A 24341-nucleotide genomic window follows, 5' to 3' on the forward strand; every position below is an offset into this window, starting at 1 on the left:
ACGATGCTTTCAGTCGCCTTGACCTGTGCCAGTACGATTGTCGTATCGCTGTTGTTCGGGGCAGCGATGATGATCGCATGGCGCGAATTCGGGTTGCGCCGATATGTGGTCTGGTGGGGGGCGTCTTTTGTCCTTGCGGCCTGCGCCCACTCCGGGCGGTTGATGGGTGTCATCATGACGGACCCTTACCGTCTGTGGATGCTGCTCCAATGCCTTCTGCTGATATTCAGCTTTACGATCCTGACCCTCGGTTTCTACAGGCGGGCGGGATTGCGAGCGCGCTCTTTGTTCGTACTGGTTGCCTTGTCCATCATTGCGCTCGGGGTGGCATGGATGGTTTCCGACTCGGATGAGCGGTCGCCTTTGCGGTTCATCACAGCCACCACGATGGCCATCCAGATCGCCATGATCCTGCTGTCGTTGCGGACCACACAAGGAACGGCCCTGATCGCGCGGTCCATTCTGATCCTCTATGGTCTGTACCTGACGGTGGTGGCGATTGCCGCCTGCCTGTACTGGAGCGGGCAGGCTGTGAACGATCCGGTTTTCTATCTGATTGTCATGATGGGATCGCCAACGGCGCTGGTTGGCGCGGGCATCCTGACGTTGATCATCATCGCTTCCGACCTGTCATCGGAACTGCGGGAGCTGGCGCATACCGATCCATTGACCGGAATGCTGAACCGCCGCGGCCTGATGGCCTGGGCAAATCGCCTGACATGTTCCGATATGACAACCATGACCCTGGTACTGGCCGATCTGGACCGGTTCAAGCAGATCAACGATACCTTGGGCCACGGGGCGGGCGATCAAATCCTGATCGCCTTTGCGGATCACCTGCGCCGGGGCTTCGGGCCGGGGGACGTGATCGCGCGGATCGGCGGAGAGGAATTCGTGATCCTTCTGCCGTCCACCCCCATCGAATCCGCCCGCAGGCAGGTAGAGGAGGTTCGCCGTTCGATCACACCTGCCATGCTTTCGATCTCGGCCGGTGTGAATGTCACGGCCAGTTTCGGAATCGTTCAGGAAATACGGGGAGAGATTCTGGATGATATCCTCAAGCGTGCGGACATCGAACTTTACCGCGCCAAGGCGGCAGGCCGGGATATCGTGATGATGCAGGGAATGGCTGCAAACCGCTGATCCGGCCTGCGTGGGTCGGGGAGGCCACCGGCCCCCCGACCTCAAGACGCGATCATGCGCCGCGAATGACCTTGCGGAAGCTTTCGAACAGCGCCTCGTTGCCGACGATGATCGACCCGCTTTCGACGGGGTCCTGATCTTCGCGGATGCCCGAGACAAAGCCGCCCGCTTCACGCACCAGAATGATTCCGGCAGCAATATCCCAAGCGTTGATGTTCCGCTCCCAATAGCCGTCATAACGGCCGGCGGCGACATAGGCGAGATCGAGCGCAGCCGCGCCCCAGCGGCGCACACCGGCACAGACCGGCATCAGGCGTGCCAGATCCTGCAACGTTGCGGGAAGGGGGCCGTTACCGGCAAAGGGAACGCCGGTTGCGAAGATGGATTCGATCATCTGGCGACGGCCCGAAACCCGCAACCGCTGATCGTTCATCCACGCGCCGGAGCCTTTTTCCGCCACGAACATCTCATCCTTTGCGGCATCGAAAATGACGCCGGCAACGATTTCGCCCTTGTGTTCAAGCGCGATCGAAATGGCCCAATGCGGCAGGCCGTGCAGATAGTTGGTGGTGCCATCCAGAGGATCGACGATCCAGCGACGGGTCGGATCCTGACCGGCCGTCTCGCCGGTTTCCTCGCCCAGCCAACCATAGGTCGGACGTGCGCCCATCAATTCTTCCTTGATGATCCGTTCCGCCTCGCGGTCGGCCTTGGATACGAAATCGCCGGGGCCTTTGGATGAGACCTGAAGGTTTTCAACCTCACGGAAGTCCTTCACAAGGCTGCGTCCGGCCTTGCGGGCGGCCTTGATCATCACGTTAAGGTTTGCGCTGCCTTGCATCGGGGTCTCCTGCGGGTTCAAGCAGGGGGGTATAATCCCAAGCCCCGCCGTTGAAAAGCCTCAGCGCTGCAATTCGCGACGCTTGGGCAGGAAGACTGCCAGAATTCCCAATGCAGGAAGCCATGCGCACATCGCATAAACGGCCCGGATGCCTTTGACATCAGCCATAATCCCCAAACCGGCAGCGGCGATTCCCCCCATTCCGAAGGCGAGGCCGAAAAAGATGCCTGCCACCATTCCGACCCGCCCGGGCAGCAATTCCTGCGCGGTGACGACGATCGCGGGAAAGGATGATGCCATGATCAGCCCGATGATGATGGTCAGAACGCCTGCCGCCTCCAGCCCCACATGGGGCAGCGCCAGCGTAAAGGGCAGGGCACCCAGTACCGAAAACCAGATGACGCCATTCGTGCCCCAGCGATCCCCGACAAAGCCTCCAAGCAATGTTCCGGCCGCCACCGCGCCAAGAAACAGGAACAGCATGATCTGCGACGTCTGTGTGCTGACGCCGAACACCTCGATCAGGTAGAAGGTGTAATAGCTGGATATGCCCGCCATATAGGCGTTCTTTGAAAAGGTCAGGATCGTCAGCACCGCCAGCACGGCAATGGTGCGGTTGCGCGTCAGGGGCAGGGTGCGGTCCACCACCGATCCGGCCTTGGAGCGGGCATAGTCACGGTACCAGCGACCGACCCGATAGAGAATCGCGATGCCGATTGCGGCCAGCACGCAGAACCACGCCACTGACGGGCGCCCAAATGGAACAACGACGAATGCCGCCAGCAGCGGGCCCGCGGCCTGCCCGCCGTTGCCACCCACCTGAAACACCGATTGCGCCATGCCGAACCGCCCCCCTGACGCCATTCGTGCGACGCGGCTTGCCTCGGGGTGAAAGATGGAACTGCCGATCCCGATCAGGGCTGCCCCGACCAGAAGCATGGTATAGCTCGGGGCCATTGCCAGCACGGCCACACCGATGAAGCTGGAAGTCATGCCGAGAGAGAGGGACATCGGCAGCGGATGCTTATCGGTGTAGATGCCCACCACCGGCTGCAGCAAAGATGCCGTGCATTGGAAAATGAGCGTCAGCATCCCGATCTGCCAGTAATCCAGTGCAAATTCGGTTTTCAGGACGGGATAGATTGCCGACAGCATGGATTGCAGCACATCATTGACAAAGTGGCACAGGCTGATCGCCAGAATGACAGAAAGCGTCGTTCCCGCCACTGGCCGGTTGAGCATCTGTTTGCTGACTGTCTGGATATCGGCCATTGCGCATTCTCCCCCATGGCGGGGTTATAGCGTCGGCATTCCACCTGTGCCAGCCCAATTGCGACCAATGCGCGCACCAGGCCAATCGCGTAGCGCGCTGGATTTCGATATGGAAAGGCCAAGGAAATCGGCCATATAGGGCCGGGCGCCTTCAGCTTCCCGGGTGACGGCATAGCTGGTGCGGATGATGTTGCCGGGGGCAAGGGGGATAAGCGCGAAATCGGGATTGTCGCGGACCTCTCGCAGCACCCAATCTGGCATGACGGCCACACCCCTGTCTGCCGCCACCAGCATCAGGATTACGGCAGTCAATTCCACGGGGCGGATCCCGCGCGGTTCTATCCGGGCAGGGGTCAGGAGTTCGGTAAAGATGTCCAGCTTTTCCCGCGCAACGGGATAGCTGATCAGCATCTGGTCGCGGAAATCCTCGGCCTCGACCATGGTGCGGGTGGCGAGGGGGTTGTTTGCGGCGCAGACGAATGTGGGCTGGTATTCGAACAGGGGGTGGAAGGTCAGCCCTTCGGTCGGCACGGGATCGGAGGTGATGACGACATCGATTTCTTCGCGCAGCAGGGCGGGCAGGGCATCGAAGGCCAGCCCCGCACGGATATCGACATCCACATCGGGCCATGCGTGGCGAAAGGTATCCAGCGCCGGCAGCAGCCATTCAAAGCAGGCATGACATTCCATCGCGATATGCAGTCTGCCGGTCTTGCCCGCCTGCAACGCCCGGAACTCCTCGCCCAAGGCCTCCACTTCGGGCAGTACACGCTCTGCCAGTCGCAGCATGCGCATGCCTGCCGCCGAAAGTTTCAGCGGGCGCGAACGCCGGACGAACAGTTCCATTCCAACCTGTTCCTCCAGCCCCTTCACCTGATGGGACAGGGCGGATTGGGTGATGTTCAGCAGGTCTGCGGCCCGCGCCAATCCGCCCGTCTGATGGATTGCCCTGATGGTCCGAAGGTGCCGCAGTTCCAGATGCATTCTTGAACAGCTTTCATGTTCGACTTGAAAAAGATGAATTTGTATCCAGAATCATTACCTGCGACATAGGCGATGTTAAAGGAGACATTTATGACGCCCCGCATCTCGTTCGAGTTCTTTCCGCCCCAGTCGCTAGAGGCCTCGTTCCGTTTGTGGGACACGGTGCGCCTTCTGGCGCCGCTGAAGCCGACATTCTGCTCTGTCACCTATGGTGCCGGCGGGACAACCCGCAAGCTGACCCATGAGGCGGTCACCGCCATCGGCAAGCAATTCGATCTGATCGTGGCCGCGCATCTGACCTGTGTCGATGCCACGCGTGAGGAAACCCTGGAAATTGCCAATGCCTATGCCGATGCAGGGGTGACCCAGATCGTAGCACTGCGCGGTGATGCCCCCAAGGGTGCCGAACGATTTACGCCGCATCCGGACGGTTTCGCCAGTTCGGTGGAGTTGGTAGAGGCGCTGGCCGCAACAGGGCGGTTCACCCTGCGCGTTGGCTGTTACCCCGAACCGCATCCCGACAGCGCGGATACGGCTGCCGATGTGGCATTCCTGAAGCGGAAGGTGCAGGCCGGTGCCTCCAGTGCCATCAGCCAGTTCTTTTTTGAGCCGGAGACATTCCTGCGGTTCCGGGATGCCTGCGTGGCCGCAGGTATCGAAGCCCCGATCCTGCCGGGTATCCTGCCCATCGAGAACTGGAACGGTGTCAAGAAATTTGCGGCCCGCTGCGGCCAGGCCGTACCTGAATGGCTTGACGTGCGCTTTGGCGAGACATCGGCCCAGGACCATGAAAAACTGGCTGTGGATCTGTGCACGGACCTCTGCCGGACCCTTCTGGCAGAGGGCGTGCAGGATCTGCATTTCTACACGCTGAACCGCCCGACGCTAAGCCGGGATGTGTGCGCGGCGCTTGGGGTGACCGAAGCGGTCGAGCAGCTGGCCGCGACGGCATAAGGGCGAACGCTAGGGGGTTGCCTCAGCGTTCGGGCCAAGCTACAGATCGGATATCAGGTCAGGGAGAAGCCGCGTGCAAACCCGGTGCCGAAGGAGCAACCGCCCCGGTAAACTCTCAGGCAAAAGGACCGACCTGATCTAAACTCTGGAGAGTGGTCCCGACAGGGGCCCGCCGACGGGATAACGATCTCAGGCACCAAGGACAGAGGGGGCATCGACGGGTGGGGATTTGCCTGCCTATTGGTGCCGGATTCCGGCCCGAGATTTGATTGGGTGCCCCATGACCGACCTGCAACGCTTGCCGCTGCACGATCTTCACGTTGAACATGGCGGGCGCATGGTGCCCTTTGCCGGATGGGAAATGCCCGTCCAGTTCCAGGGCGTGATGGCGGAACACCTCCATACCCGCGCCAAGGCCGGGCTGTTCGACGTCAGCCATATGGGGCAGGTGCTGATCCGGCCCGCGACCGATATGGCGACCCTTGCCGCAGCGCTGGAATTGCTGATGCCGGTCAGTGTGGCCGCGCTGCCCGAAGGGCGCCAGCGGTATGGCCTGCTGACCAATGAAGCGGGGGGCATCCGGGATGATCTGATGTTCGCCAACCGTGGGGATCATTTCTATGTGGTGGTCAACGCGGGCTGCAAAGAGGCCGATATTGCGCATCTGACCGCGCATCTGGGCGATCAGGTATGCCCGGTGACGGATCGTGCACTATTGGCTCTGCAGGGGCCACAGGCGGTGGATGCGCTGTCTGTACTGGTGCCTGCGGTTGCCACGATGCGGTTCATGGATGTGATCACCGCCGATACTGTTTACGGGCCGCTCTGGATCTCTCGTTCCGGTTATACCGGAGAGGACGGATTCGAGATTTCGGTTCCGTTCGGCGGGGCGGACGGGTTGGCCCGCGCACTGCTGGCTATGGAGGATGTCGCCCCCATCGGGTTGGGTGCGCGCGACAGCCTGCGGCTGGAAGCGGGCCTGTGTCTTTACGGCCATGACATCGATGAGGCGACATCTCCGATCGAGGCCGGATTGAACTGGGCCATCCAGAAATCCCGCCGCACCGGCGGCTTTGCTGGGGATGAGCGCATCCTGCGCGAGCTGGCCGATGGCCCCGAGCGCCGGCGCGTCGGGCTGCTGCCCGAGGGGCGTGCCCCGATGCGCGAAGGGACACAGCTTTTTGCCGAAGACGGAACGCCGGTCGGTATCGTCACCTCCGGCGGATTCGGCCCGTCGGTCGGTGCGCCTGTGGCGATGGGGTATGTCGCGGCATCCCACGCCACAACCGGCACGACACTTCTGGGCGAGGTGCGCGGCAAACGCCTGCCGTTGACCATCGCCCCCATGCCTTTCATTCCACCCTCCTACAAACGCTGAGGAGCCTTTCCCATGAAATACACCGAAGATCACGAATGGCTGCGCGTCGAGGGCGACTATATCGTTGTCGGCATTACCGAACATGCTGCGACCCAGTTGGGCGATGTGGTGTTCGTCGAATTGCCCGAGGTGGAGACCCAGGTCGCCGCCGGTGACGAGATCGTCGTGATCGAGAGCGTCAAGGCTGCGTCCGACATCCTTGCCCCTATCGATGGCGAGATCGTCGAGGTGAATGACGAACTGGCCGTGACACCCGGGCTGGTGAACGAGGACCCGACCGGTCGTGCGTGGTTCTTCAAGCTGAAGGTGGACGATCTGGACGTGCTGGACCAGTTCATGGACGAAGACGAATACAACGACCTGATCGGTTGACCCCTGCGGCGGGCGACCACGCCCGCCTTCTCTTATTCCGAAGGTTGCCCCCTTTATGACCTATACGCCCGTCGCCTATGACCCCTATGATTTCGCCAACCGTCGTCATATCGGGCCTTCGCCGTCCGAAATGGCCGATATGCTGGCGGCCTGCGGTGTGGCCTCGCTGGATCAGCTGATCGACGAGACGATCCCCGATTCCATCCGCCAGAAGGATGCACTGGATTGGGCGCCGCTGGCCGAGCATGAACTGCTGGACCGGATGCGGTCGGTGGGGGCCAAGAACCGTGTCATGACGCAGTTGATCGGGCAGGGCTATTACGGGACGGTCACACCGCCTGCGATCCAGCGCAATATCCTTGAAAATCCGGCTTGGTACACGGCCTATACCCCCTATCAGCCCGAGATTGCCCAAGGCCGCCTGGAGGCGCTGCTGAATTATCAGACCATGGTTTCGGATTTGACGGGGCTGCCGGTGGCGAATGCGTCGTTGCTGGATGAATCCACCGCTGCGGCCGAGGCGATGGCCATGGCCGAACGCGCTGCCAAATCCAAGGCGCGCGGGTTCTTTATCGACGAGAACTGCCATCCGCAAACGATCGAGGTGATCCGGACCCGTGCCCTGCCACTGGGGATCGAGGTGATCGTCGGCGCTGCGGACGATCTGGATCCGGCTTCGGTTTTCGGGGCAATTTTCCAGTACCCCGGCACCTTGGGCGAGGTGCGTGATTTCGAGCGCGAAATCGCAGCCCTGCATGACGCGAAGGCGATTGCCATCGTGGCAACCGATCTGCTGGCGCTGTGCATCCTGAAGGAGCCGGGTGCGATGGGGGCGGATATTGCTGTCGGTTCCAGCCAGCGTTTCGGGGTGCCGATGGGATATGGTGGCCCGCATGCCGCCTTCATGTCCTGCCGCGATGACCTGAAGCGGACTATGCCGGGCCGGATCGTCGGTGTTTCCATCGATGCGCGGGGCAACAAGGCCTATCGTCTGGCACTACAGACGCGTGAGCAGCATATCCGCCGCGAAAAGGCGACATCGAACGTATGCACGGCACAGGCGTTGCTGGCGGTCATGGCCAGCTTCTACGGGGTCTTTCACGGTCCGGTCGGCCTGCGGGCAATTGCCGAGCGGGTGCATTTCAATACCGTACGTGTGGCGGATGCGCTGCGCGCGGCCGGTGCCGATGTGCAGCCCGAGGCGTTTTTCGACACGATCACCGTGCGTGTCGGGGTCGGGCAGCAGGGCATCATGGCGGCTGCACGGCATCGCGGTATCAACCTGCGTCGTGTCGGCAATGACCGCGTGGGGATTTCGCTGGATGAAACGACGGATGACGGGGTGATCGTCCGGCTTCTGGATGCCTTCGGGATTACCGAAGCGGCGCCCAAAACCATCAAGCTGGGCGTGCCGGAGCAGATGATCCGCACCTCCAGCTACCTGACGCATCCCGTATTCCACATGAACCGGGCGGAATCCGAGATGATGCGCTACATGCGCCGTCTGGCCGACCGCGATCTGGCATTGGACCGTGCGATGATCCCGCTGGGATCCTGCACGATGAAGCTGAACGCCGCGGCAGAGATGATGCCGATCACCTGGCCAGAATTCGGCTCGCTCCACCCCTTTGCGCCCTCCAACCAGGCGCTTGGCTACGCCGAGGCGATTTCGGACCTGTCGGACAAGCTTTGCACGATCACGGGCTATGACGCATTTTCGATGCAGCCCAATTCGGGTGCGCAGGGCGAATATGCAGGGCTGCTGACAATTCAGGCCTATCACCGTGGGCGCGGTGAGGGGGAGCGGGATATCTGCCTGATCCCCGTTTCCGCCCATGGAACCAATCCGGCATCGGCCCAGATGGTCGGGATGAAAGTCGTCGTGGTGAAATCCGCGCCGAACGGCGATGTGGATCTGGATGATTTCCGTGCCAAGGCGGCGGCAGCGGGAAGCCGTCTGGCGGCCTCCATGATCACCTATCCGTCCACCCACGGCGTGTTCGAGGAGACTGTGACCGAGGTGTGCAACATCACCCATGAATATGGCGGTCAGGTCTATATCGACGGGGCAAATATGAACGCGATGGTCGGGCTGGTGAAGCCTGGTGCCATCGGTGGCGATGTCAGCCACCTGAACCTCCATAAGACTTTTGCCATTCCGCACGGCGGTGGTGGTCCGGGCATGGGACCGATCGGCGTCAAGGCACATCTGGCCCCCTATCTGCCGGGCCATCCCGAAACCGGCGGAGAGGAAGGTCCGGTATCGGCAGCCCCCTTCGGTTCCGCATCCATCCTTTTGATTTCATGGGCCTATTGCCTTATGATGGGCGGGGCAGGGCTGACGCAGGCAACCCGGGTTGCCATTCTGAACGCCAACTATATCGCCGCACGGCTGAGCGGCGCATATCCGGTGCTGTTCATGGGGAACCGCGGGCGCGTGGCACATGAATGCATTCTGGATACACGTCCCTTTGCCAAGGCAGGCGTGACCGTGGATGATATCGCCAAGCGCCTGATCGACAACGGGTTCCATGCCCCGACAATGAGCTTCCCCGTCTCAGGGACGCTGATGGTGGAGCCGACGGAATCCGAAACCAAGGCCGAGATCGACCGTTTTATCACCGCACTGCTGTCGATCCGCGAGGAAATTGCGGCGGTGGAAGCCGGAGAGATTTCGGCCGAGGACTCCCCCCTGCGTCACGCGCCGCATACCGTCGAGGATCTGGTGGCAGAATGGACCCGCAAATATCCGCGGGAGCAGGGGTGCTTCCCTGCGGGCAGCTTCCGTGTCGACAAATACTGGCCCTCGGTCGGACGGGTCGACAACGTGCATGGTGATCGAAACCTGATCTGCACCTGCCCGCCGCTGGAATCCTATCAGGACGCGGCCGAGTAACATCGCCCTGAACCCGGCACCCGAGTGCCGGGTTTTTTCATGTGTGCTGCATCCGATTCCGGGCAGCGGTCTGCCGGATTTTCCTGCATGACAATGATCATTGCACGCAAGCTGTTGCACTGGCGCGCAGGACACTTAAAGTCACGCGAACCGAGATCAAAGCCTTGTACCGGCTGTTTCAAACAAACCCAGACCCGACCCGGAGGATACCATGACTGAAGTGATTTGCTTGGGTGAGGCTATGGGAGAGATCGCCTTTGCGGCCGACGGCAGCCATGCCATCGGCGTAGGGGGCGACACGTTCAATACCGCAATCTATATGGCCCGTTCAGGGACCGATGCGGCCTTCGTCTCGGCAGTGGGCGATGATCCCTTCGGCGCGCAAATTCGTGCGGCCTTGGCTGAGAACGGTGTGGAAGACAGGCTGGTCGTGCGTGATGGCGAATCGACAGGCCTCTATTCGATCACGAATGATGCCTCCGGTGAGCGGTTCTTCCACTACTGGCGCAGCGATGCGGCGGCCCGACGGCTGTTCCTGAACCCGCCTGCGCTGGATGCGAAATGGGTCTATGTATCGGGCATCAGCCTTTACACATTCTCGGATAATCTGGATGCGCTGTTCGAGGCATTGCAGAATTCCGGTGCCAAGATCGCCTTTGACGGCAATTATCGCCCGCGCCTGTGGAAAGGGCGCGAAGATGTGGCTCGAGAGGCCTTTGCCCGTATCATGTCAATGTCCTCTCTGGTTCTGCCGACCTTTGACGACGAAGTGCTGATGTGGGGAGATGCCTCCCCCGAAGCGACATTGGCGCGGATTGCCGACCTCGGTGTGGAAACGGTTGTGCTGAAGCAGGGACCCGAGGGCTGCCTGATCCATAGCGGCGGAGAAACGCGCCACGTTCCGGTTCCGGGGGCGGTCACCCCTGTTGATACCACCGCCGCGGGTGACAGCTTCAACGCGGCTTTCCTTGCGTCCTATCTGGGCGGTGGAACGGCCGAAGAAGCCGCTTTGGCAGGGCACCATCTGGCAGCCAAGGTCATTGCGCATCGGGGGGCCATCATTCCCAAATGATCCCACCGGGGAGGGTGAGCGGCATCGCCGCCACCTGTTTCTGCCGATCAGACAGGTGCAGGGCCGCTCTGATCGGGTCCATACCGGCCTGACGCTAAACCTGCTGGTGATGGTGCGTATAACCGCTTGACGGCACCGGCAGGAAAACCTAAGTAGGCGCAGGCTCCGGCGGGTTGGCGGAGAGGTTACGCACCGGATTGCAAATCCGTGAAGACCGGTTCGATTCCGGTACCCGCCTCCAAATTTTCCGGATATATCCTAGTCCTGCGGAAACGCGCTGATACGTGTTTCCAGATTGATTGTGCGTATGTTACGCCCCCATTTCGCGTGAACTGCGTGCGAATGACAGCCAACGCATATGCAGCTATATCCATTCGGAATATTCCCTTTATCCCGAATGTCAGGATGACCTTTACAAATTGCGTCACATCTAGGCGTTCCAGCCGTCTGTGGGTGAACAGCAGCCGCTGCTGATATCCGAATACTCACCCGAACAGGCGTGCGAAGGATCTGCACCGTATCTTCGCCCAGGGCGCTGCAAGGCCGGTGTTTGGGCTGCATTGCACGACTGATATCTTTATCGGATTTGCATAAATGTCGGGCAATTTCAAGTTCAGGGAACATCCTTCTAAGGATAGGTTATTTTTCCATAATAATATTCTGGATGCATCGGCGGTCCCCCGATAAAGGTTTTGTGTAATTACAACCACAGGGTGATTTTTGATGAAATTGACACTTGTGGCAGCGATGAGTGGCGCATTGGCGCTTACCCCGCTGTCGGGATATGCGCAGGAGGCCGCCATCTACAGCGGAATGGACCGTGTCCATCCCGCTTGGGCCGAACACGGAATGGTCGTGGCACAAGAAGAGATTGCTGCCGAGGTGGGCCGCGATATTCTGGTGGCAGGCGGCAATGCGGCGGATGCCGGTGTTGCCGTGGCCTTTGCCCTGGCGGTGACGCTGCCGCGTGCGGGTAACCTTGGCGGCGGCGGCTTCATGCTGGTCCATGATGCCAAATCCAACGTGACCAAGGCAATCGATTACCGCGAGATGGCACCGACCACCGCAGATCGGGACATGTTCCTTGATGAAGCGGGGGAGGCGGATACCAATAAATCCCGCTACACCGGTCTGGCGACGGGTGTCCCCGGAACAGTTGCCGGTATGCAGCTTGTGCTGGACCAATACGGAACGATGAGCCTGTCGGACGTTCTGCAGCCTGCGATCAGGCTGGCCCGTGACGGCATCATCGTTACGGCCGATCTGGCAGACAGTCTGAAGGCGTTGGAAAACCGGCTGAAGAAGTGGCCTGCCTCGGCTGCGATTTTCTACAAGCCCGACGGCAGCTATTACGAGCCGGGCGACCGGCTGATCCAATCCGACCTGGCCGCAACCCTGCAGCGGATTGCGGATGAGGGCCCCGACGGCTTCTACAAGGGGCAAACCGCACAAGAGATCGTTGATGCTGTTCAGGCCTCGGGCGGGCGCATCACAATGGATGACATGGCAAATTATACGGCCATCAGCCGGGAACCCGTGACGGGGACCTACCGCGGCTACGACATCGTTTCCATGCCGCCCCCCTCGTCCGGTGGTATCCATATCATCCAGATTCTGAACACCCTCGAAGGATATCCGATCGGATTTCTGGGGCAGAATTCGGCCGATACGATCCATCTGATGGCCGAGGCGATGAAGCGGGCCTATGCGGATCGTTCGGAATATCTGGGGGACCCCGATTTTTTCCATGTTCCGCAGGCACAGCTTCTGTCCAAGATCTATGCCGCCGATATCCGTGACGGCATCTCGATCAATCGCGCGACCCCGTCGGAGGAAATCAAGCCCGCCGATCTGACCCCTTATGAAAGCGATCAGACCACGCACTTCTCGATCGTGGATAAGGACGGCAACGCTGTTTCCAACACCTATACGATCAACTTCTCTTATGGGTCGGGAATGGTCGCGGATGGCACCGGCGTGCTGATGAACAACGAGATGGATGATTTCGCCGCAAAGCCCGGCGTGATGAATGCCTACGGAATGATCGGTGGCGATGCCAATGCGGTAGAGCCGAACAAGCGTCCCCTGTCGTCAATGAGCCCGACCATCGTCATGAAAGACGGTAAGGTCTTCATGGTGACCGGCAGCCCCGGCGGTTCGCGCATCATCACCACGGTCGTGCAGCTGATCATGAATGTGATCGATCATGGCATGAATATTGCCGAAGCGACGGTCGCTCCCCGTATCCACCATCAGTGGCAACCCGAAGTGCTTCGTGTCGAAGAAGGCCTGAGCCGTGACACCATCGCCGCACTGGAGGCCAAGGGCCACAAGGTTGAAGTGATGGAAACCATGGGGTCTGCACAGTCGATCGTGGTCGATGCCGAACACGGTCTGCTTCTGGGAGGTGCCGATCCGCGGCAGACCAGTTCGGCGGCACGCGGCTATTGATTGCTGCGGGCGGGCAGGGCTGACCTGCCCGTTCTTTCTGCCCGCGGAAGGGGGTAGATCCGGGAGGGCCGTGCTTCGTTGCGCGGCCTTTTTTATTGCCATGCCGTGACCGTAATGCCGATCGCTATACAAGGGGGGGGCGGAAGAAACAGCCTTCCGCTTATAGGAACGCGGCGGCGGGGCAGCCGTTGCCGGGGTTATGGCCCAGGAAATGCGGGCATTAAAAAAGGCCCGGTTTCCCGGGCCCTTCAGGTGCGATTCTTATGACCGGATCAGGGTTTGCGCGCCGAGAGGCGGAGCAGGGCACCGATCACAAACACGATCCCCCCCGTCAAACCGAACCCGAGCACCGCGGCCATCCTGCCATCCGGTTGCGGGATCAACGGCAGCAGGAAGATCGTGGCACCATAGACCAGGGCCAGCGTCCCGAGTTTATTCCGTTGCTCCAGATCCGCGTCCGTAGCGCCGGCGGGGGAGGTGACGGGTGTGGACAGATCCTCGAACAGACGGTCCACTTCTTCGTGCCGTACGGGCGACAGGCCGTTGTAGAAAAGGCGCGTCATGAAGAAGAAGCCGGTCGTCACGGTCAGGTGCAAGGCCATGGAGATGGTAAAGACCAGATCGCTGCTTTCACGACCGGTAAAGTCGATACCCACGATGTTGCCGACCAGATCGGGGGTCAGAACGTATTTCGAGGCGAGCGAGACCAGCAAGCCGACGATAACCGTAGCCCAGGGGCCCCAGTCAGGAACGCGGCGAACGAAGACCGCAAGGAACAGCGGGATCAGGATCGGCATCTGGATCAGGCTGCCCATCTGCAGCATGATGTCGAACAGGCTGATGTTCTGCAGCGAGGAGATGAACAGGCTGACAAGGATGATCGCAATCCCGAACAGGAAGGTGATGATCTTGCCGACGACGATCAGCTCTGCATCGGTGGCTTTGCCTTTCTTGACCACGGGCTGGTAGAAGTTCATGCACATGATGCCCGCGCTGCGGTTCAGACCGGTGTCCATCGAGGACATGGTGGCCGAGAACATTGCGGCGATCATGATCCCGACCATTCCGATCGGCATCGCGATATCGACGAATGCCAGATAGGCGGCATCACCGGCCTTGTTGCCCAGCGTCGGATACATCGCGGACAGATCGACACCCATGACGGCAGTTGCCATCGGGGGCAGGAACCAGATGAACGCACCTGCAAACATCAGAATCGAGGCCAGAAGGGCCGCTTTCTTTGCATTCAGGCTGTCCTTTGCCACCAGATAGCGGGAGGCGTCGTAGAGGTTGTTCGTACTGAAGATCTGTTTGGTGATCGACATCAGGCACCAGACGACGAACAGCCCGACGTAGTTTACGTCATTGGTCAGAAGATGGCCGGGGAATTCCGTGATGACATTGGTGATGCCATAGTTGAATGCGACAAAGGCCGTTGCCGCGATGGAAATGGCCATGATGACCAGCATCTGCACATAATCACTTGCGACCACAGCCCATGCCCCACCGCTGAGCGATACGAACATCACGATGAAGCCCGTGATTGCGATCGTCCATTCGATGCTGATGTTGAAAACGGCAGAGGTGAAGATCGCAAGACCATTGAGCCAGATTCCGGCCTGGATGACCCCCAGAGGAACCTGTGCCCAAGTGAAAAACTGTTCGTTCACAGGGCCATAACGGCGCCGGATCGCATCGACAGGTGTGATGCACCGCGTTTGGCGGAACATCTCGGCCACGAGCAGATAGGATACGAAATACCCGACCGCATTCCCGATGAAGATCACCGCGACCGAAAGGCCGTCCGAATATGCCTTGCCTGCGGCACCTGTGAATGTCCATGCGCTGAACTGCACCATGAATGCACTGGCGCCGGTCATCCACCACAGCATCTTGCCGCCCCCGCGGAAATATTCGCTGGGGTCTTTGGCCTTGCCGCTGAACATGAAACCGATGGCGATGATGAACGCCAGATAGAGAACGACGATCGCAAAATCGACTCTTCGTTCGAATATTGCCGATACCAGTTCGTTTTCCATGGCCTGTTCTCCCTAATGCGCATCATCAGGCTCAGGCCCCGGCGTGGCCCAACCTTCATGGCTGCGTAATTTCCTCCGCGCGATCAGCCTGCCTATGTCCGAACCTCGGAGCATGGCGGGCACGATTCGCAAATCCTCGAAAATCGGGATACTAAGTCGCAAGCTGGGATACTAGTCTTTGAGAGTAACCTGTCCCGATAAATTTACTCTTGGTGTTCACAGCGGATCATGCGTTCCGGCACGAATGGACCGGGGTTCAACCCGAAAGTGAGGCACCATTGATACGCCGGGCTATGTCCGGAATTTCGATAACATGCTGGGAAAACGGTGCTTATTCGGGCGGACGTCCGGTATGGTCCGTGCAGACACCAAGCCGTTTGCTACGGTTCGAAATGGCTGTGGAATGGTTTGCCCATAGGCGCCGGATTTATGCCGGTCTTCTGTATTTTTGCACAGTTCGGTGGCGGATGATGCATTTCTGCCCTGATTTTCCACAGGTCATGCACTGGGCAAATACGTTCAGCCGCCGGTATGGCTCATATGGCGGGGCATTTGGCCTGCAACAGTCTGGCGGTCATAGTCGAAATCATGACCCTTGGGCTTCAGCTTGATGGCATCGCGGATGGCAGCGGCCAAACCCGCCTCGGTCGGATCATTGCGCATGACTTCCCGCAGATCGGCACGATCCTCCTGGCCCAGACACATGTAAAGCTCTCCGGTGCAGGTCAGGCGCACGCGATTGCAGCTTTCACAAAAATTATGGGTCAGGGGGGTGATGAAGCCGACCTTCTGGTCGATTTCGCCCAAGCGGACATAGCGGGCCGGTCCGCCGGTGCGTTCTGCCAGCGGGATGACCGTATAACGCTCCGCCAATCGTGCGCGCAGATCGCGAAGCGGCCAGTATTGATCCAGCCGCCCCTCCATGTCGCCCATCGGCATGACCTCGATGAAGGTCAGCTCGAACCCCTCGGCATTGCACCAGTCCACAAGGGTGAACAGCTCGTCCTCGTTGAAGCCCTTGAGCGCGACCGTATTGATCTTGATCTTCAGACCGGCATCCTTGGCGGCCTTCAGCCCCTCCATCACCTGGGACAGACGGCCCCAACGGGTGATATGGGTAAATTTCGCGTCATCCAGCGTGTCCAGAGACACGTTGATGCGCCTGACCCCGCAGGCCGCCAGTTCGGCTGCATGCTTGGCCAGCTGCGATCCATTGGTGGTCAGCGTCAGTTCGTCCAGCGCGCCGCTGTCCAGGTGCCGGGACATCGCACGGAAAAAACTCATGATGCCACGCCTTACCAAGGGCTCCCCACCCGTGATCCGCAGCTTGCGAACACCCAGTGAAACAAAGGCGGAAGACAGGCGATCCAGCTCTTCCAGCGTCAGCAGCTCCACCTTGGGCAGAAAATTCATCTGCTCGGACATGCAATACAGACACCGGAAATCGCAGCGGTCCGTTACGGAAACACGCAGATACGAAATGGCTCTGTCGAAGGGATCGATAAGGGGCTGGATCATCACCCGAACGTAGGCCTCGGTGATGCCCGTCTCAAGGGCGATTGACAGTAATTTCGCGCGCTCTACCCTATGGAAATGCGCATCATATACCTCCTCCCGCTTATCGCCGTTGCCGGTTGTTCGCACCTGCCCGGTTTGAAATCACGCACCGACGCCGCTCAGGCGACGGATACCGCCCCTGTTGCTGCCTCCAGCTCTGCCATCGGCGGGGCAGCGCGCAGCGCCGACAGCTATGACCTGACCTCCGCCGCCGAGCGGGAGCGGGCTTTGAATACCCCCGTAGACAGCGGCGCCAAGGAGCTGGGATCCGTGGTCATCACCTTGGGCAATGCGGCAGAGCCTGGGTTCTGGCTGCGGTCCTCACTGGTCAAGCAGACCTCCAAGGGACGGGTCGAAACGGCGGATGGGCAGACAGTCGCAGTGGATCTGCTGCCGGGCGTCGGATCGGCTCAGCTGTCACTTGCCGGGTATCGCGCCCTTGGGTTGTCTCTGACATCCCTGCCGCAGGTCACAATATACCAGAATTGACTACCAGAACTGACGTTCACTAATTGTTCACGTGTTGGCTTGGCACAGGCGCCCCCTGTGCCTATTTAAGGGCCAACTGATCCGGGGAATGGCATGGAACAAAAGTTCATCGAAGTGCGCGGCGCGCGCGAGCATAACCTCAAAGGTATCGATGCGGATATTCCGCGAGACCAGTTCGTGGTCATCACGGGGTTGTCCGGCTCGGGTAAATCCAGTCTGGCCTTCGATACCATCTATGCCGAGGGGCAGCGGCGGTATGTCGAAAGCCTGTCGGCCTATGCGCGCCAGTTTCTGGACATGATGGGCAAGCCGGATGTGGACCATATCTCGGGCCTGTCCCCGGCCATTTCGATCGAACAGAAAACGACCTCGAAGAACCCCCGTTCTACCGTCGGGACCGTTACGGAAATTTACGATTACATGCGCCTGCTGTATGCGCGTGCGGGCACCCCCTATAGCCCCGCCACCGGAGAGCCGATCACAGCCCAGCAGGTTCAGGATATGGTTGATGCCGTCATGGCGATGCCGGAGGGTACGCGGGGCTATCTGCTGGCCCCCATCGTGCGTGATCGCAAGGGCGAGTACCGGAAGGAGTTTCTGGAACTGCGGAAGCAGGGTTTCCAGCGGGTCAAGGTGAACGGCACCTTCCATGAACTGGACGAGCCGCCGACGCTGGACAAGAAATTCCGCCATAACATCGATGTGGTGGTGGATCGCATCGTTGTGCGTGAGGGGATCGAGACGCGGCTTGCCGACAGCTTTCGCACTGCATTGAACCTGGCGGACGGCATCGCCATTTTCGAAACCGCCGTGGCAGAGGATGAAGAGGCAACCCGTACGACCTTCAGCGAAAAGTTCGCCTGTCCTGTGTCCGGTTTTACCATTCCGGAAATAGAGCCGCGGTTGTTTTCCTTCAACGCGCCTTTCGGGGCCTGTCCTGCCTGCGACGGTCTGGGTGTGGAGCTGTTCTTTGACGAACGGCTGATCGTGCCTGACCAGAATCTCTCGATCGCCCAAGGGGCCATTGCGCCTTGGGCCAAATCCAAATCCCCCTATGTAACCCAGACGATCGAGGCGATTTCGAACCATTACGGTTTTGACCGCAAAACCAAATGGAAGGATCTGCCTGAAAAGGTGCAGAAAGTCTTTTTGCATGGGTCCGGCAAGGAAGAGATTACCTTCCGCTATGACGAGGCTGGCCGTGTCTATTCCATCGCCCGCACGTTTGAAGGGCTGATCCCGAACATGGAGCGGCGCTATCGCGAAACCGATAGCAACTGGTCCCGCGAGGAAATGGAACGCTATCAGAACAACCGTTCTTGCGGCACCTGCGGGGGCTATCGTCTGAAGCCCGAGGCGCTGGCAGTCAAGATCGGGGGGCTGCATATCGGTCAGGTCGTGGTCATGTCGATCAAGGATGCACATGCGTGGATGGCCACCGTGCCCGACGCGCTGACCAACCAAAAAAACGAGATTGCCCGCGCCATCCTCAAAGAGATCCGCGAGCGCCTTGGGTTTCTGGTCAATGTCGGACTCGATTACCTTTCGATGAGCAGGGCTGCAGGAACACTGTCGGGTGGTGAAAGCCAGCGTATCCGGCTGGCAAGCCAGATCGGGTCCGGTTTGACGGGCGTTCTGTACGTTCTGGACGAACCCTCTATCGGGCTGCACCAGCGGGACAATGACCGGCTGCTGACCACGTTGAAGAACCTGCGGGATCAGGGAAACTCGGTGCTGGTGGTAGAGCATGACGAGGACGCAATCCGCGAGGCCGACTATGTTTTCGACATCGGTCCGGGGGCAGGGGTCCATGGCGGCGAAATTGTGGCCCAAGGCACACCGGCCGAGATAGAAGCCAATCCGAACAGCATCACTGGCCAATATCTGAGCGGCGTGCGGGCCATCCCGATCCCGGCCAAACGGCGCAAGGGCAGCGGCAAGAAACTGACCGTGGTCAAGGCTTCGGGCAATAACCTGCACAATGTGACGGCCGATTTCCCCTTGGGTAAGTTCGTCTGCGTGACCGGCGTTTCAGGGGGCGGAAAATCGACCCTGACGATCGAGACATTGTACAAGACGGCGGCATTGAAGCTGAACGGGGCACATGAAACCCCGGCGCCTTGTGAAACGATCAAGGGGTTCGAACATCTGGACAAGGTGATCGACATCGACCAACGCCCCATTGGCCGGACCCCGCGCTCCAATCCGGCCACCTACACCGGTGCCTTCACGCCGATCCGCGACTGGTTCGCCGGCCTTCCGGAATCCAAGGCGCGCGGCTATGGCCCGGGGCGGTTCAGCTTCAACGTCAAGGGCGGGCGCTGCGAAGCTTGTCAGGGCGATGGCCTGATCAAGATCGAAATGCACTTTCTGCCCGACGTCTATGTAACGTGCGAAACCTGCAAGGGTGCGCGCTACAATCGTGAAACGCTGGAGATCAAGTTCAAGGACAAGAGTATTGCCGATGTTCTGGCGATGACGGTGGAAGATGCGCAAAGCTTTTTCCAGGCTGTGCCGTCCATCCGCGAGAAGATGGATGCGCTGGTTCGCGTTGGCCTTGGCTATATCAAGGTGGGGCAACAGGCCACCACGCTTTCGGGCGGTGAGGCGCAACGGGTCAAACTGTCGAAGGAACTTGCGCGGCGGGCAACAGGGCGAACCCTTTATATTCTGGATGAACCTACGACCGGCCTGCACTTTGAAGACGTGAAGAAACTGTTGGAAGTGCTGCATGAGCTGGTCGATCAGGGCAATACCGTGGTGGTGATCGAACATAACCTCGATGTGGTGAAAACCGCAGACTGGGTGATCGACATCGGACCCGAGGGCGGCGACGGTGGCGGCCTGATCGTGGCCGAGGGGACACCGGAAGATGTATCGGCCAATAAGGATAGCCATACCGGCTACTATCTTGGCCCGATGCTGAAGGCGAAATCCGCCAAGGTGGCGGCCGAATAGCGTATCAATCACGACCGTACCCCGAGGGGGGTAATTACCGGATTGCACGATTTTCCTTGCGGATTTTCGCGCAATCCGATTGTTTCCGCCCAGAGGGCAGGGGGAATACTAGTGCGCATCGGTCTTTATCCGGGAACATTCGATCCCGTTACTTTGGGGCATCTGGATATCATGCACAGGGCTGCCCGCCTTGTGGATCGCCTTGTCATCGGTGTCGCGATCAACCGTGAAAAGAAGCCGATGTTCGAACTGCAGGAACGTGTGGAGATGATCCGCATGGAGACCGCGCAGATCACCGCCTGCGAAGTGATCGTTCATCCGTTCGAGAACCTGCTGATCGATTGTGCCCGCGATGTCGGGGCGCAGGTCATCATCCGCGGTCTGCGCGCGGTGACCGATTTTGAATACGAATTCCAGATGGTCGGCATGAACCGCCTGATGGATGACAGCATCGAGACGGTGTTCCTGATGGCCGATGCCCGCCGTCAGGCCATCGCATCCCGCCTGGTAAAGGAAATTGCCCGTTTGAACGGTGACATCTCCAAATTCGTTACACCTGCCGTGGCGAAGGCATTGATCTCTCGGGTGCGATAATGCGCCGGGTGCTGCGCTGGTTGGCCCCCGTATTTTCCACTCAACGGTCCCCCCTGTTCAGGTGGAGCTTTGCTGTCATATCCCTTGTCCTTGCAATCGTCCTGCGATGGGTCGTGGCGGGATACCTGCCGGCAGGCTTTCCCTTTCTCACATTCTTTCCGGCCATCATCCTGACCACATTCCTTGGGGGGTTCCGTCCGGGACTGTTCGTATGTGTCGGATCGTTCTTTGCTTCTTGGCTGCTGTTTGTGTCGGAACCCGGCACGGTCAACTTCTCGGCCGAGGCGATGGTCGCCATGGCCTTTTTCGCCTTTGTCGCGGCCACGGACCTGATCCTGATTACGCTGACCCTGCGCGTCACCCAGCAGCTGGAAAAAGAGCGTCGCATCTCCTCGGTTCTGGCCGAGCAGCGGGGTCTGATGTTCCACGAGCTTCAGCATCGCGTGTCGAACAATCTCGCCACGGTTGCAGGGTTGCTGACCATCCAGCGCCGCGCTGTAAAGGATGAGGTCGCCCGCAAGGCGCTGGATGATGCCGCGGCCCGCATCAATGTGGTGGCCCGGATGAAACGCATTCTGCATGACCCCTTGGCACAAGAGGTGTCGTTCGGGGATGTACTTCAGGATATGGCCCGCGACATGATCGAGGCGTCTGGCGCCACGGACCGCATCACAATGCGGTTCGACTGTGCGCCTGTGGCCATTCCACGGGATCAGGCCATTCCGTTCGGGCTGATCGCGACCGAATTGCTGACCAATGCGGTGGAACATGGCTTTGCCGGTGATGGCACCGGCGTGATCGATGTGCGTCTGTCGCAGGATGCGGGCTATGTGACGCTGACAATTGCGGATCAGGGGCGGGGCCTGCCCGAAGGGTTCTCGCTTGATAAGGCGACCAGCCTCGGGCTGACCTTGGCCAGCCAGTTCGCGATCCAGCTGAATGGAGAGCTGACAATGAAAAACCGCCCCGAAGGTGGGGCGGTTTCCAGATTGGCATTCATGCCTGCTTAGATCAGCTTGCCCATCGCCACGGCAGTATCTGCCATGCGGTTGGAGAAGCCCCACTCGTTATCGTACCACGACAGGATACGAACCATGCGACCCTCGATCACCTTGGTCTGATCCATGTGGAAGACCGAGGAATGCGGGTCGTGGTTAAAGTCCGAGCTGACATTTGGTGCCAGTGTGTAGCCCAGAACGCCCTTGAGAGCGCCATCGGCTGCAGTTTTAATGGCCGCGTTCACTTCTTCGACCGTGGTGTCGCGTGCAGCTTCGAATACCAGATCCACAACCGATACGTTCGGGGTCGGTACGCGGATAGAAACGCCGTCCATCTTGCCCTTCAGCTCGGGCAGAACCAGACCGACAGCCTTGGCAGCACCGGTGGATGTCGGGATCATCGACAGGGCGGCGCCCCGTGCGCGGTACAGATCCTTATGCGCGGTATCCAGCGTCGGCTGGTCACCGGTATAAGAGTGGATCGTGGTCATGAAGCCCTTCGAGATACCGATGGCATCGTTCAGAACCTTGGCAACCGGCGAAAGGCAGTTCGTGGTGCAGGAGGCATTCGAAACAATCAGATCATCTGCGGTCAGCGTTTCGTGGTTCACACCGAATACGATGGTTTTATCCGCACCGTCCGACGGAGCCGAAACCAGAACGCGCTTTGCACCGCTTTTCAGGTGGATCGACGCTTTTTCCTTGGACGTGAAGATGCCCGTGCATTCCAGCACGACATCGACATCGCCCCAAGGCAGTTCAGCCGGGTCACGCAGCGAGGTGACGCGCATCGGTCCGCGACCTGCATCGATCGTATCTTCGGTCGTGGTGACCTCACCCGGAAAACGGCCATGGACCGAATCAAAGCGCAGCAGATGCGCATTCGTTTCCACCGGAGCCAGATCGTTGATGGCGATCACTTCGATGTCTGTACGGTTTGATTCAATGATGGCGCGCAGTACGTTGCGACCGATGCGACCGAAGCCGTTGATGGCGACTTTGACTGGCATAAATTCTCTCCCGATATGCGTTTGCGCTAACATGGGGGTTGTGTGGGGGGGTGTGCAAGGGGCCTTAACGCCAGAACTCCAACCACTCGATAAATTCGAGGAATTTACGTGCGGTAAAGGCTGTTCCGCCCCATCCGAAGATCAGATCAAGGGCAATGGCCACGATGATTACCGCGGCCATGTAAAACGCAACTTTGTTCGGCACCGATGGCCTCCGTCAGTGGCGAAGGCGCCCCATTGCCGCAGCCACATCGGCCATCCGGCAGGAAAACCCCCATTCATTGTCGTACCAAGCCAGAACGCGCACCGTGCGTCCACCGATAACCTTGGTCTGATCGGGGGCAAAGATAGACGAATAGGGGGTGTGGTTGAAGTCGATTGAGACCTTGGGCTCGGGATCATAGGATAAAATGCTGCCCATGGGGCCGGCAGCGGCCTTGCGCACCACTTCATTCACTTCGTCGACAGTGACATTCCGGCCCGCGACGAAGGTCAGATCCACTGCCGACACATTGGGCGTCGGAACGCGGATGGCCGATCCGTCCAGCTTGCCCCGCAATTCGGGCAGGACCTCGGCAATTGCCTTGGCAGCGCCGGTAGAGGTCGGGATCATTGCCATGGCGGCGGCACGGGCGCGGTAAAGGTCACTATGCCGATGGTCCAGCGTGGCCTGATCGCCTGTATAGGAGTGAATCGTCGTCATGATCCCGGAGTCGATGCCGATACTGTCGTTCAGCACCTTTGCCAGGGGGGCAAGGCAGTTCGTTGTGCAGGACCCGTTTGAGACCAGCCTGTCTTCAAGGGTCAGTGCCTTGTCGTTGACGCCATAGACCACCGTGCGGTCCACGTTCTTGGCNGGGGCGGAGATAAGAACCGATTTTGCCCCCCGTTCGATATGCATGCCGGATTTCAAGCCGTCGTTGAATTTGCCGGTGCATTCCAGCACCACGTCTATGCCGCCCCAGTCCAGCTCTGCCATCTCGTAGGTAGACATGACCCGGATCGGGCTGCCGCCCAGATCGAGCATTCCGTTGGTGACCCGTACCGATCCTGGATAGCGCCCGTGAACCGAGTCGTATTTCAGCAGATGTGCATTCGTTTCGATCGGGCCTGTCGCATTGATTGCCACGACCTCGATGTCATTGCGGCCCGATTGCGCGATATGCGCAAGGGTGCAGCGGCCGATACGTCCAAAACCATTGATGCCAACCGTGATCGCCATGCGCGTGCCCCGTTCCAGGTAACCTGCACAAGTTTTATCCGAACCGGGAATGCGCGAAAAGCAAAAATCATTCTATTTCAATATGTTAACGCAAACATATGGTGGTGGCGC

Annotated in this window: 19 protein-coding genes, 1 tRNA gene and 1 riboswitch; of the genes, 12 read left to right on the top strand and 8 right to left on the bottom strand. The window is 59.6% G+C overall.

Annotated features, from left to right (window positions below; translation table 11 throughout):
* Window positions 1-3: 3 nt before the first annotated feature.
* Window positions 4-1143: a diguanylate cyclase gene (locus TR36_RS13045; RefSeq protein ID WP_067397945.1), complete on the top strand. Its 1140-nt coding sequence runs from the start codon at window positions 4-6 to the stop codon at window positions 1141-1143.
* A gap of 52 nt (window positions 1144-1195) precedes the next feature.
* Here the strand turns inward: TR36_RS13045 and TR36_RS13050 are convergent, their stop codons facing one another.
* Genes TR36_RS13050 through TR36_RS13060 form a run of 3 tightly spaced genes read right to left on the bottom strand, consistent with a single transcriptional unit; the run spans window position 1196 to window position 4240 of the window.
* A complete protein-coding gene (locus tag TR36_RS13050; RefSeq protein WP_062763448.1) occupies window positions 1196-1984 on the bottom strand; it encodes an inositol monophosphatase family protein in 789 nt (262 codons plus the stop codon).
* 60 nt (window positions 1985-2044) lie between these two features.
* Window positions 2045-3256 (bottom strand): MFS transporter, encoded by a 1212-nt coding sequence (locus tag TR36_RS13055; protein ID WP_045386754.1) that lies wholly within the window; start codon window positions 3254-3256, stop codon window positions 2045-2047.
* A 24-nt stretch (window positions 3257-3280) separates the two neighbouring features.
* Complete coding sequence (locus tag TR36_RS13060) at window positions 3281-4240, bottom strand: LysR family transcriptional regulator (protein ID WP_045386751.1); 960 nt, start codon at window positions 4238-4240, stop codon at window positions 3281-3283.
* 90 nt (window positions 4241-4330) lie between these two features.
* Here TR36_RS13060 and metF point away from each other — a divergent pair, with 90 nt between their 5' ends.
* The 7 genes from metF (at window position 4331) to ggt (ending at window position 13363) form a co-directional block, all read left to right on the top strand.
* Complete coding sequence (gene metF, locus TR36_RS13065) at window positions 4331-5194, top strand: methylenetetrahydrofolate reductase [NAD(P)H] (RefSeq protein WP_045386749.1); 864 nt, start codon at window positions 4331-4333, stop codon at window positions 5192-5194.
* A gap of 49 nt (window positions 5195-5243) precedes the next feature.
* Window positions 5244-5335, top strand: a riboswitch (glycine riboswitch).
* Between the two features lie 139 nt (window positions 5336-5474).
* The gene (gcvT, locus tag TR36_RS13070) at window positions 5475-6572 is read left to right on the top strand and encodes a glycine cleavage system aminomethyltransferase GcvT (RefSeq protein WP_045386746.1); all 1098 of its coding nucleotides are present in this window, start codon (window positions 5475-5477) and stop codon (window positions 6570-6572) included.
* A gap of 12 nt (window positions 6573-6584) precedes the next feature.
* A complete protein-coding gene (gene gcvH, locus TR36_RS13075; protein WP_045386743.1) occupies window positions 6585-6944 on the top strand; it encodes a glycine cleavage system protein GcvH in 360 nt (119 codons plus the stop codon).
* Window positions 6945-6999: 55 nt separating this feature from the next.
* Window positions 7000-9840 carry an aminomethyl-transferring glycine dehydrogenase gene (gene gcvP / locus TR36_RS13080; protein WP_062763450.1) on the top strand — a complete coding sequence of 947 codons (2841 nt, stop codon included), beginning with the start codon at window positions 7000-7002 and terminating at the stop codon, window positions 9838-9840.
* A 211-nt stretch (window positions 9841-10051) separates the two neighbouring features.
* Complete coding sequence (locus TR36_RS13085; RefSeq protein WP_045386740.1) at window positions 10052-10912, top strand: sugar kinase; 861 nt, start codon at window positions 10052-10054, stop codon at window positions 10910-10912.
* A gap of 167 nt (window positions 10913-11079) precedes the next feature.
* Window positions 11080-11153: transfer RNA gene (locus TR36_RS13090), tRNA-Cys, on the top strand.
* A gap of 482 nt (window positions 11154-11635) precedes the next feature.
* Window positions 11636-13363 carry a gamma-glutamyltransferase gene (gene ggt / locus TR36_RS13095; protein WP_062763452.1) on the top strand — a complete coding sequence of 576 codons (1728 nt, stop codon included), beginning with the start codon at window positions 11636-11638 and terminating at the stop codon, window positions 13361-13363.
* 272 nt (window positions 13364-13635) lie between these two features.
* Here ggt and TR36_RS13100 read toward each other — a convergent pair whose 3' ends face one another.
* Both TR36_RS13100 and moaA read right to left on the bottom strand, forming a co-directional pair.
* Window positions 13636-15402 (bottom strand): hypothetical protein, encoded by a 1767-nt coding sequence (locus tag TR36_RS13100; RefSeq protein ID WP_045386738.1) that lies wholly within the window; start codon window positions 15400-15402, stop codon window positions 13636-13638.
* Between the two features lie 519 nt (window positions 15403-15921).
* The gene (moaA, locus tag TR36_RS13105; RefSeq protein WP_062763455.1) at window positions 15922-16920 is read right to left on the bottom strand and encodes a GTP 3',8-cyclase MoaA; all 999 of its coding nucleotides are present in this window, start codon (window positions 16918-16920) and stop codon (window positions 15922-15924) included.
* Window positions 16921-16995: 75 nt separating this feature from the next.
* Here moaA and TR36_RS13110 point away from each other — a divergent pair, with 75 nt between their 5' ends.
* The 4 genes from TR36_RS13110 to TR36_RS13125 all read left to right on the top strand — a co-directional run bounded on the left by TR36_RS13110 (window position 16996) and on the right by TR36_RS13125 (window position 22010).
* Window positions 16996-17448 (top strand): hypothetical protein, encoded by a 453-nt coding sequence (locus tag TR36_RS13110; RefSeq protein ID WP_153010569.1) that lies wholly within the window; start codon window positions 16996-16998, stop codon window positions 17446-17448.
* 93 nt (window positions 17449-17541) lie between these two features.
* On the top strand, window positions 17542-20406 hold the full coding sequence (gene uvrA, locus TR36_RS13115; RefSeq protein WP_062763457.1) for an excinuclease ABC subunit UvrA: 2865 nt from the start codon (window positions 17542-17544) through the stop codon (window positions 20404-20406).
* 111 nt (window positions 20407-20517) lie between these two features.
* Window positions 20518-21000 carry a pantetheine-phosphate adenylyltransferase gene (gene coaD / locus TR36_RS13120; protein ID WP_045386726.1) on the top strand — a complete coding sequence of 161 codons (483 nt, stop codon included), beginning with the start codon at window positions 20518-20520 and terminating at the stop codon, window positions 20998-21000.
* Entirely contained in the window at window positions 21000-22010 is a 1011-nt protein-coding gene (locus TR36_RS13125) for a histidine kinase dimerization/phosphoacceptor domain -containing protein (RefSeq protein WP_045386723.1), read from the top strand. Before coaD ends, TR36_RS13125 begins: the two co-directional genes overlap by 1 nt.
* On the opposite strand, the gene gap (TR36_RS13130) is transcribed toward TR36_RS13125, so the two are convergent.
* The 3 genes from gap (TR36_RS13130) to gap (TR36_RS13135) all read right to left on the bottom strand — a co-directional run bounded on the left by gap (TR36_RS13130) (window position 22007) and on the right by gap (TR36_RS13135) (window position 24230).
* The gene (gene gap, locus TR36_RS13130; RefSeq protein ID WP_062763459.1) at window positions 22007-23008 is read right to left on the bottom strand and encodes a type I glyceraldehyde-3-phosphate dehydrogenase; all 1002 of its coding nucleotides are present in this window, start codon (window positions 23006-23008) and stop codon (window positions 22007-22009) included. The two genes, TR36_RS13125 and gap (TR36_RS13130), sit on opposite strands and share 4 nt — an antisense overlap.
* A gap of 64 nt (window positions 23009-23072) precedes the next feature.
* Window positions 23073-23213 (bottom strand): hypothetical protein, encoded by a 141-nt coding sequence (locus tag TR36_RS15785; protein ID WP_192841358.1) that lies wholly within the window; start codon window positions 23211-23213, stop codon window positions 23073-23075.
* A gap of 12 nt (window positions 23214-23225) precedes the next feature.
* A complete protein-coding gene (gap, locus tag TR36_RS13135; protein ID WP_062763461.1) occupies window positions 23226-24230 on the bottom strand; it encodes a type I glyceraldehyde-3-phosphate dehydrogenase in 1005 nt (334 codons plus the stop codon).
* Between the last annotated feature and the right edge of the window lie 111 nt (window positions 24231-24341).

This window comes from Falsirhodobacter sp. alg1 (genome assembly GCF_000739715.2).
Classification (GTDB): Bacteria; Pseudomonadota; Alphaproteobacteria; order Rhodobacterales; family Rhodobacteraceae; genus Falsirhodobacter.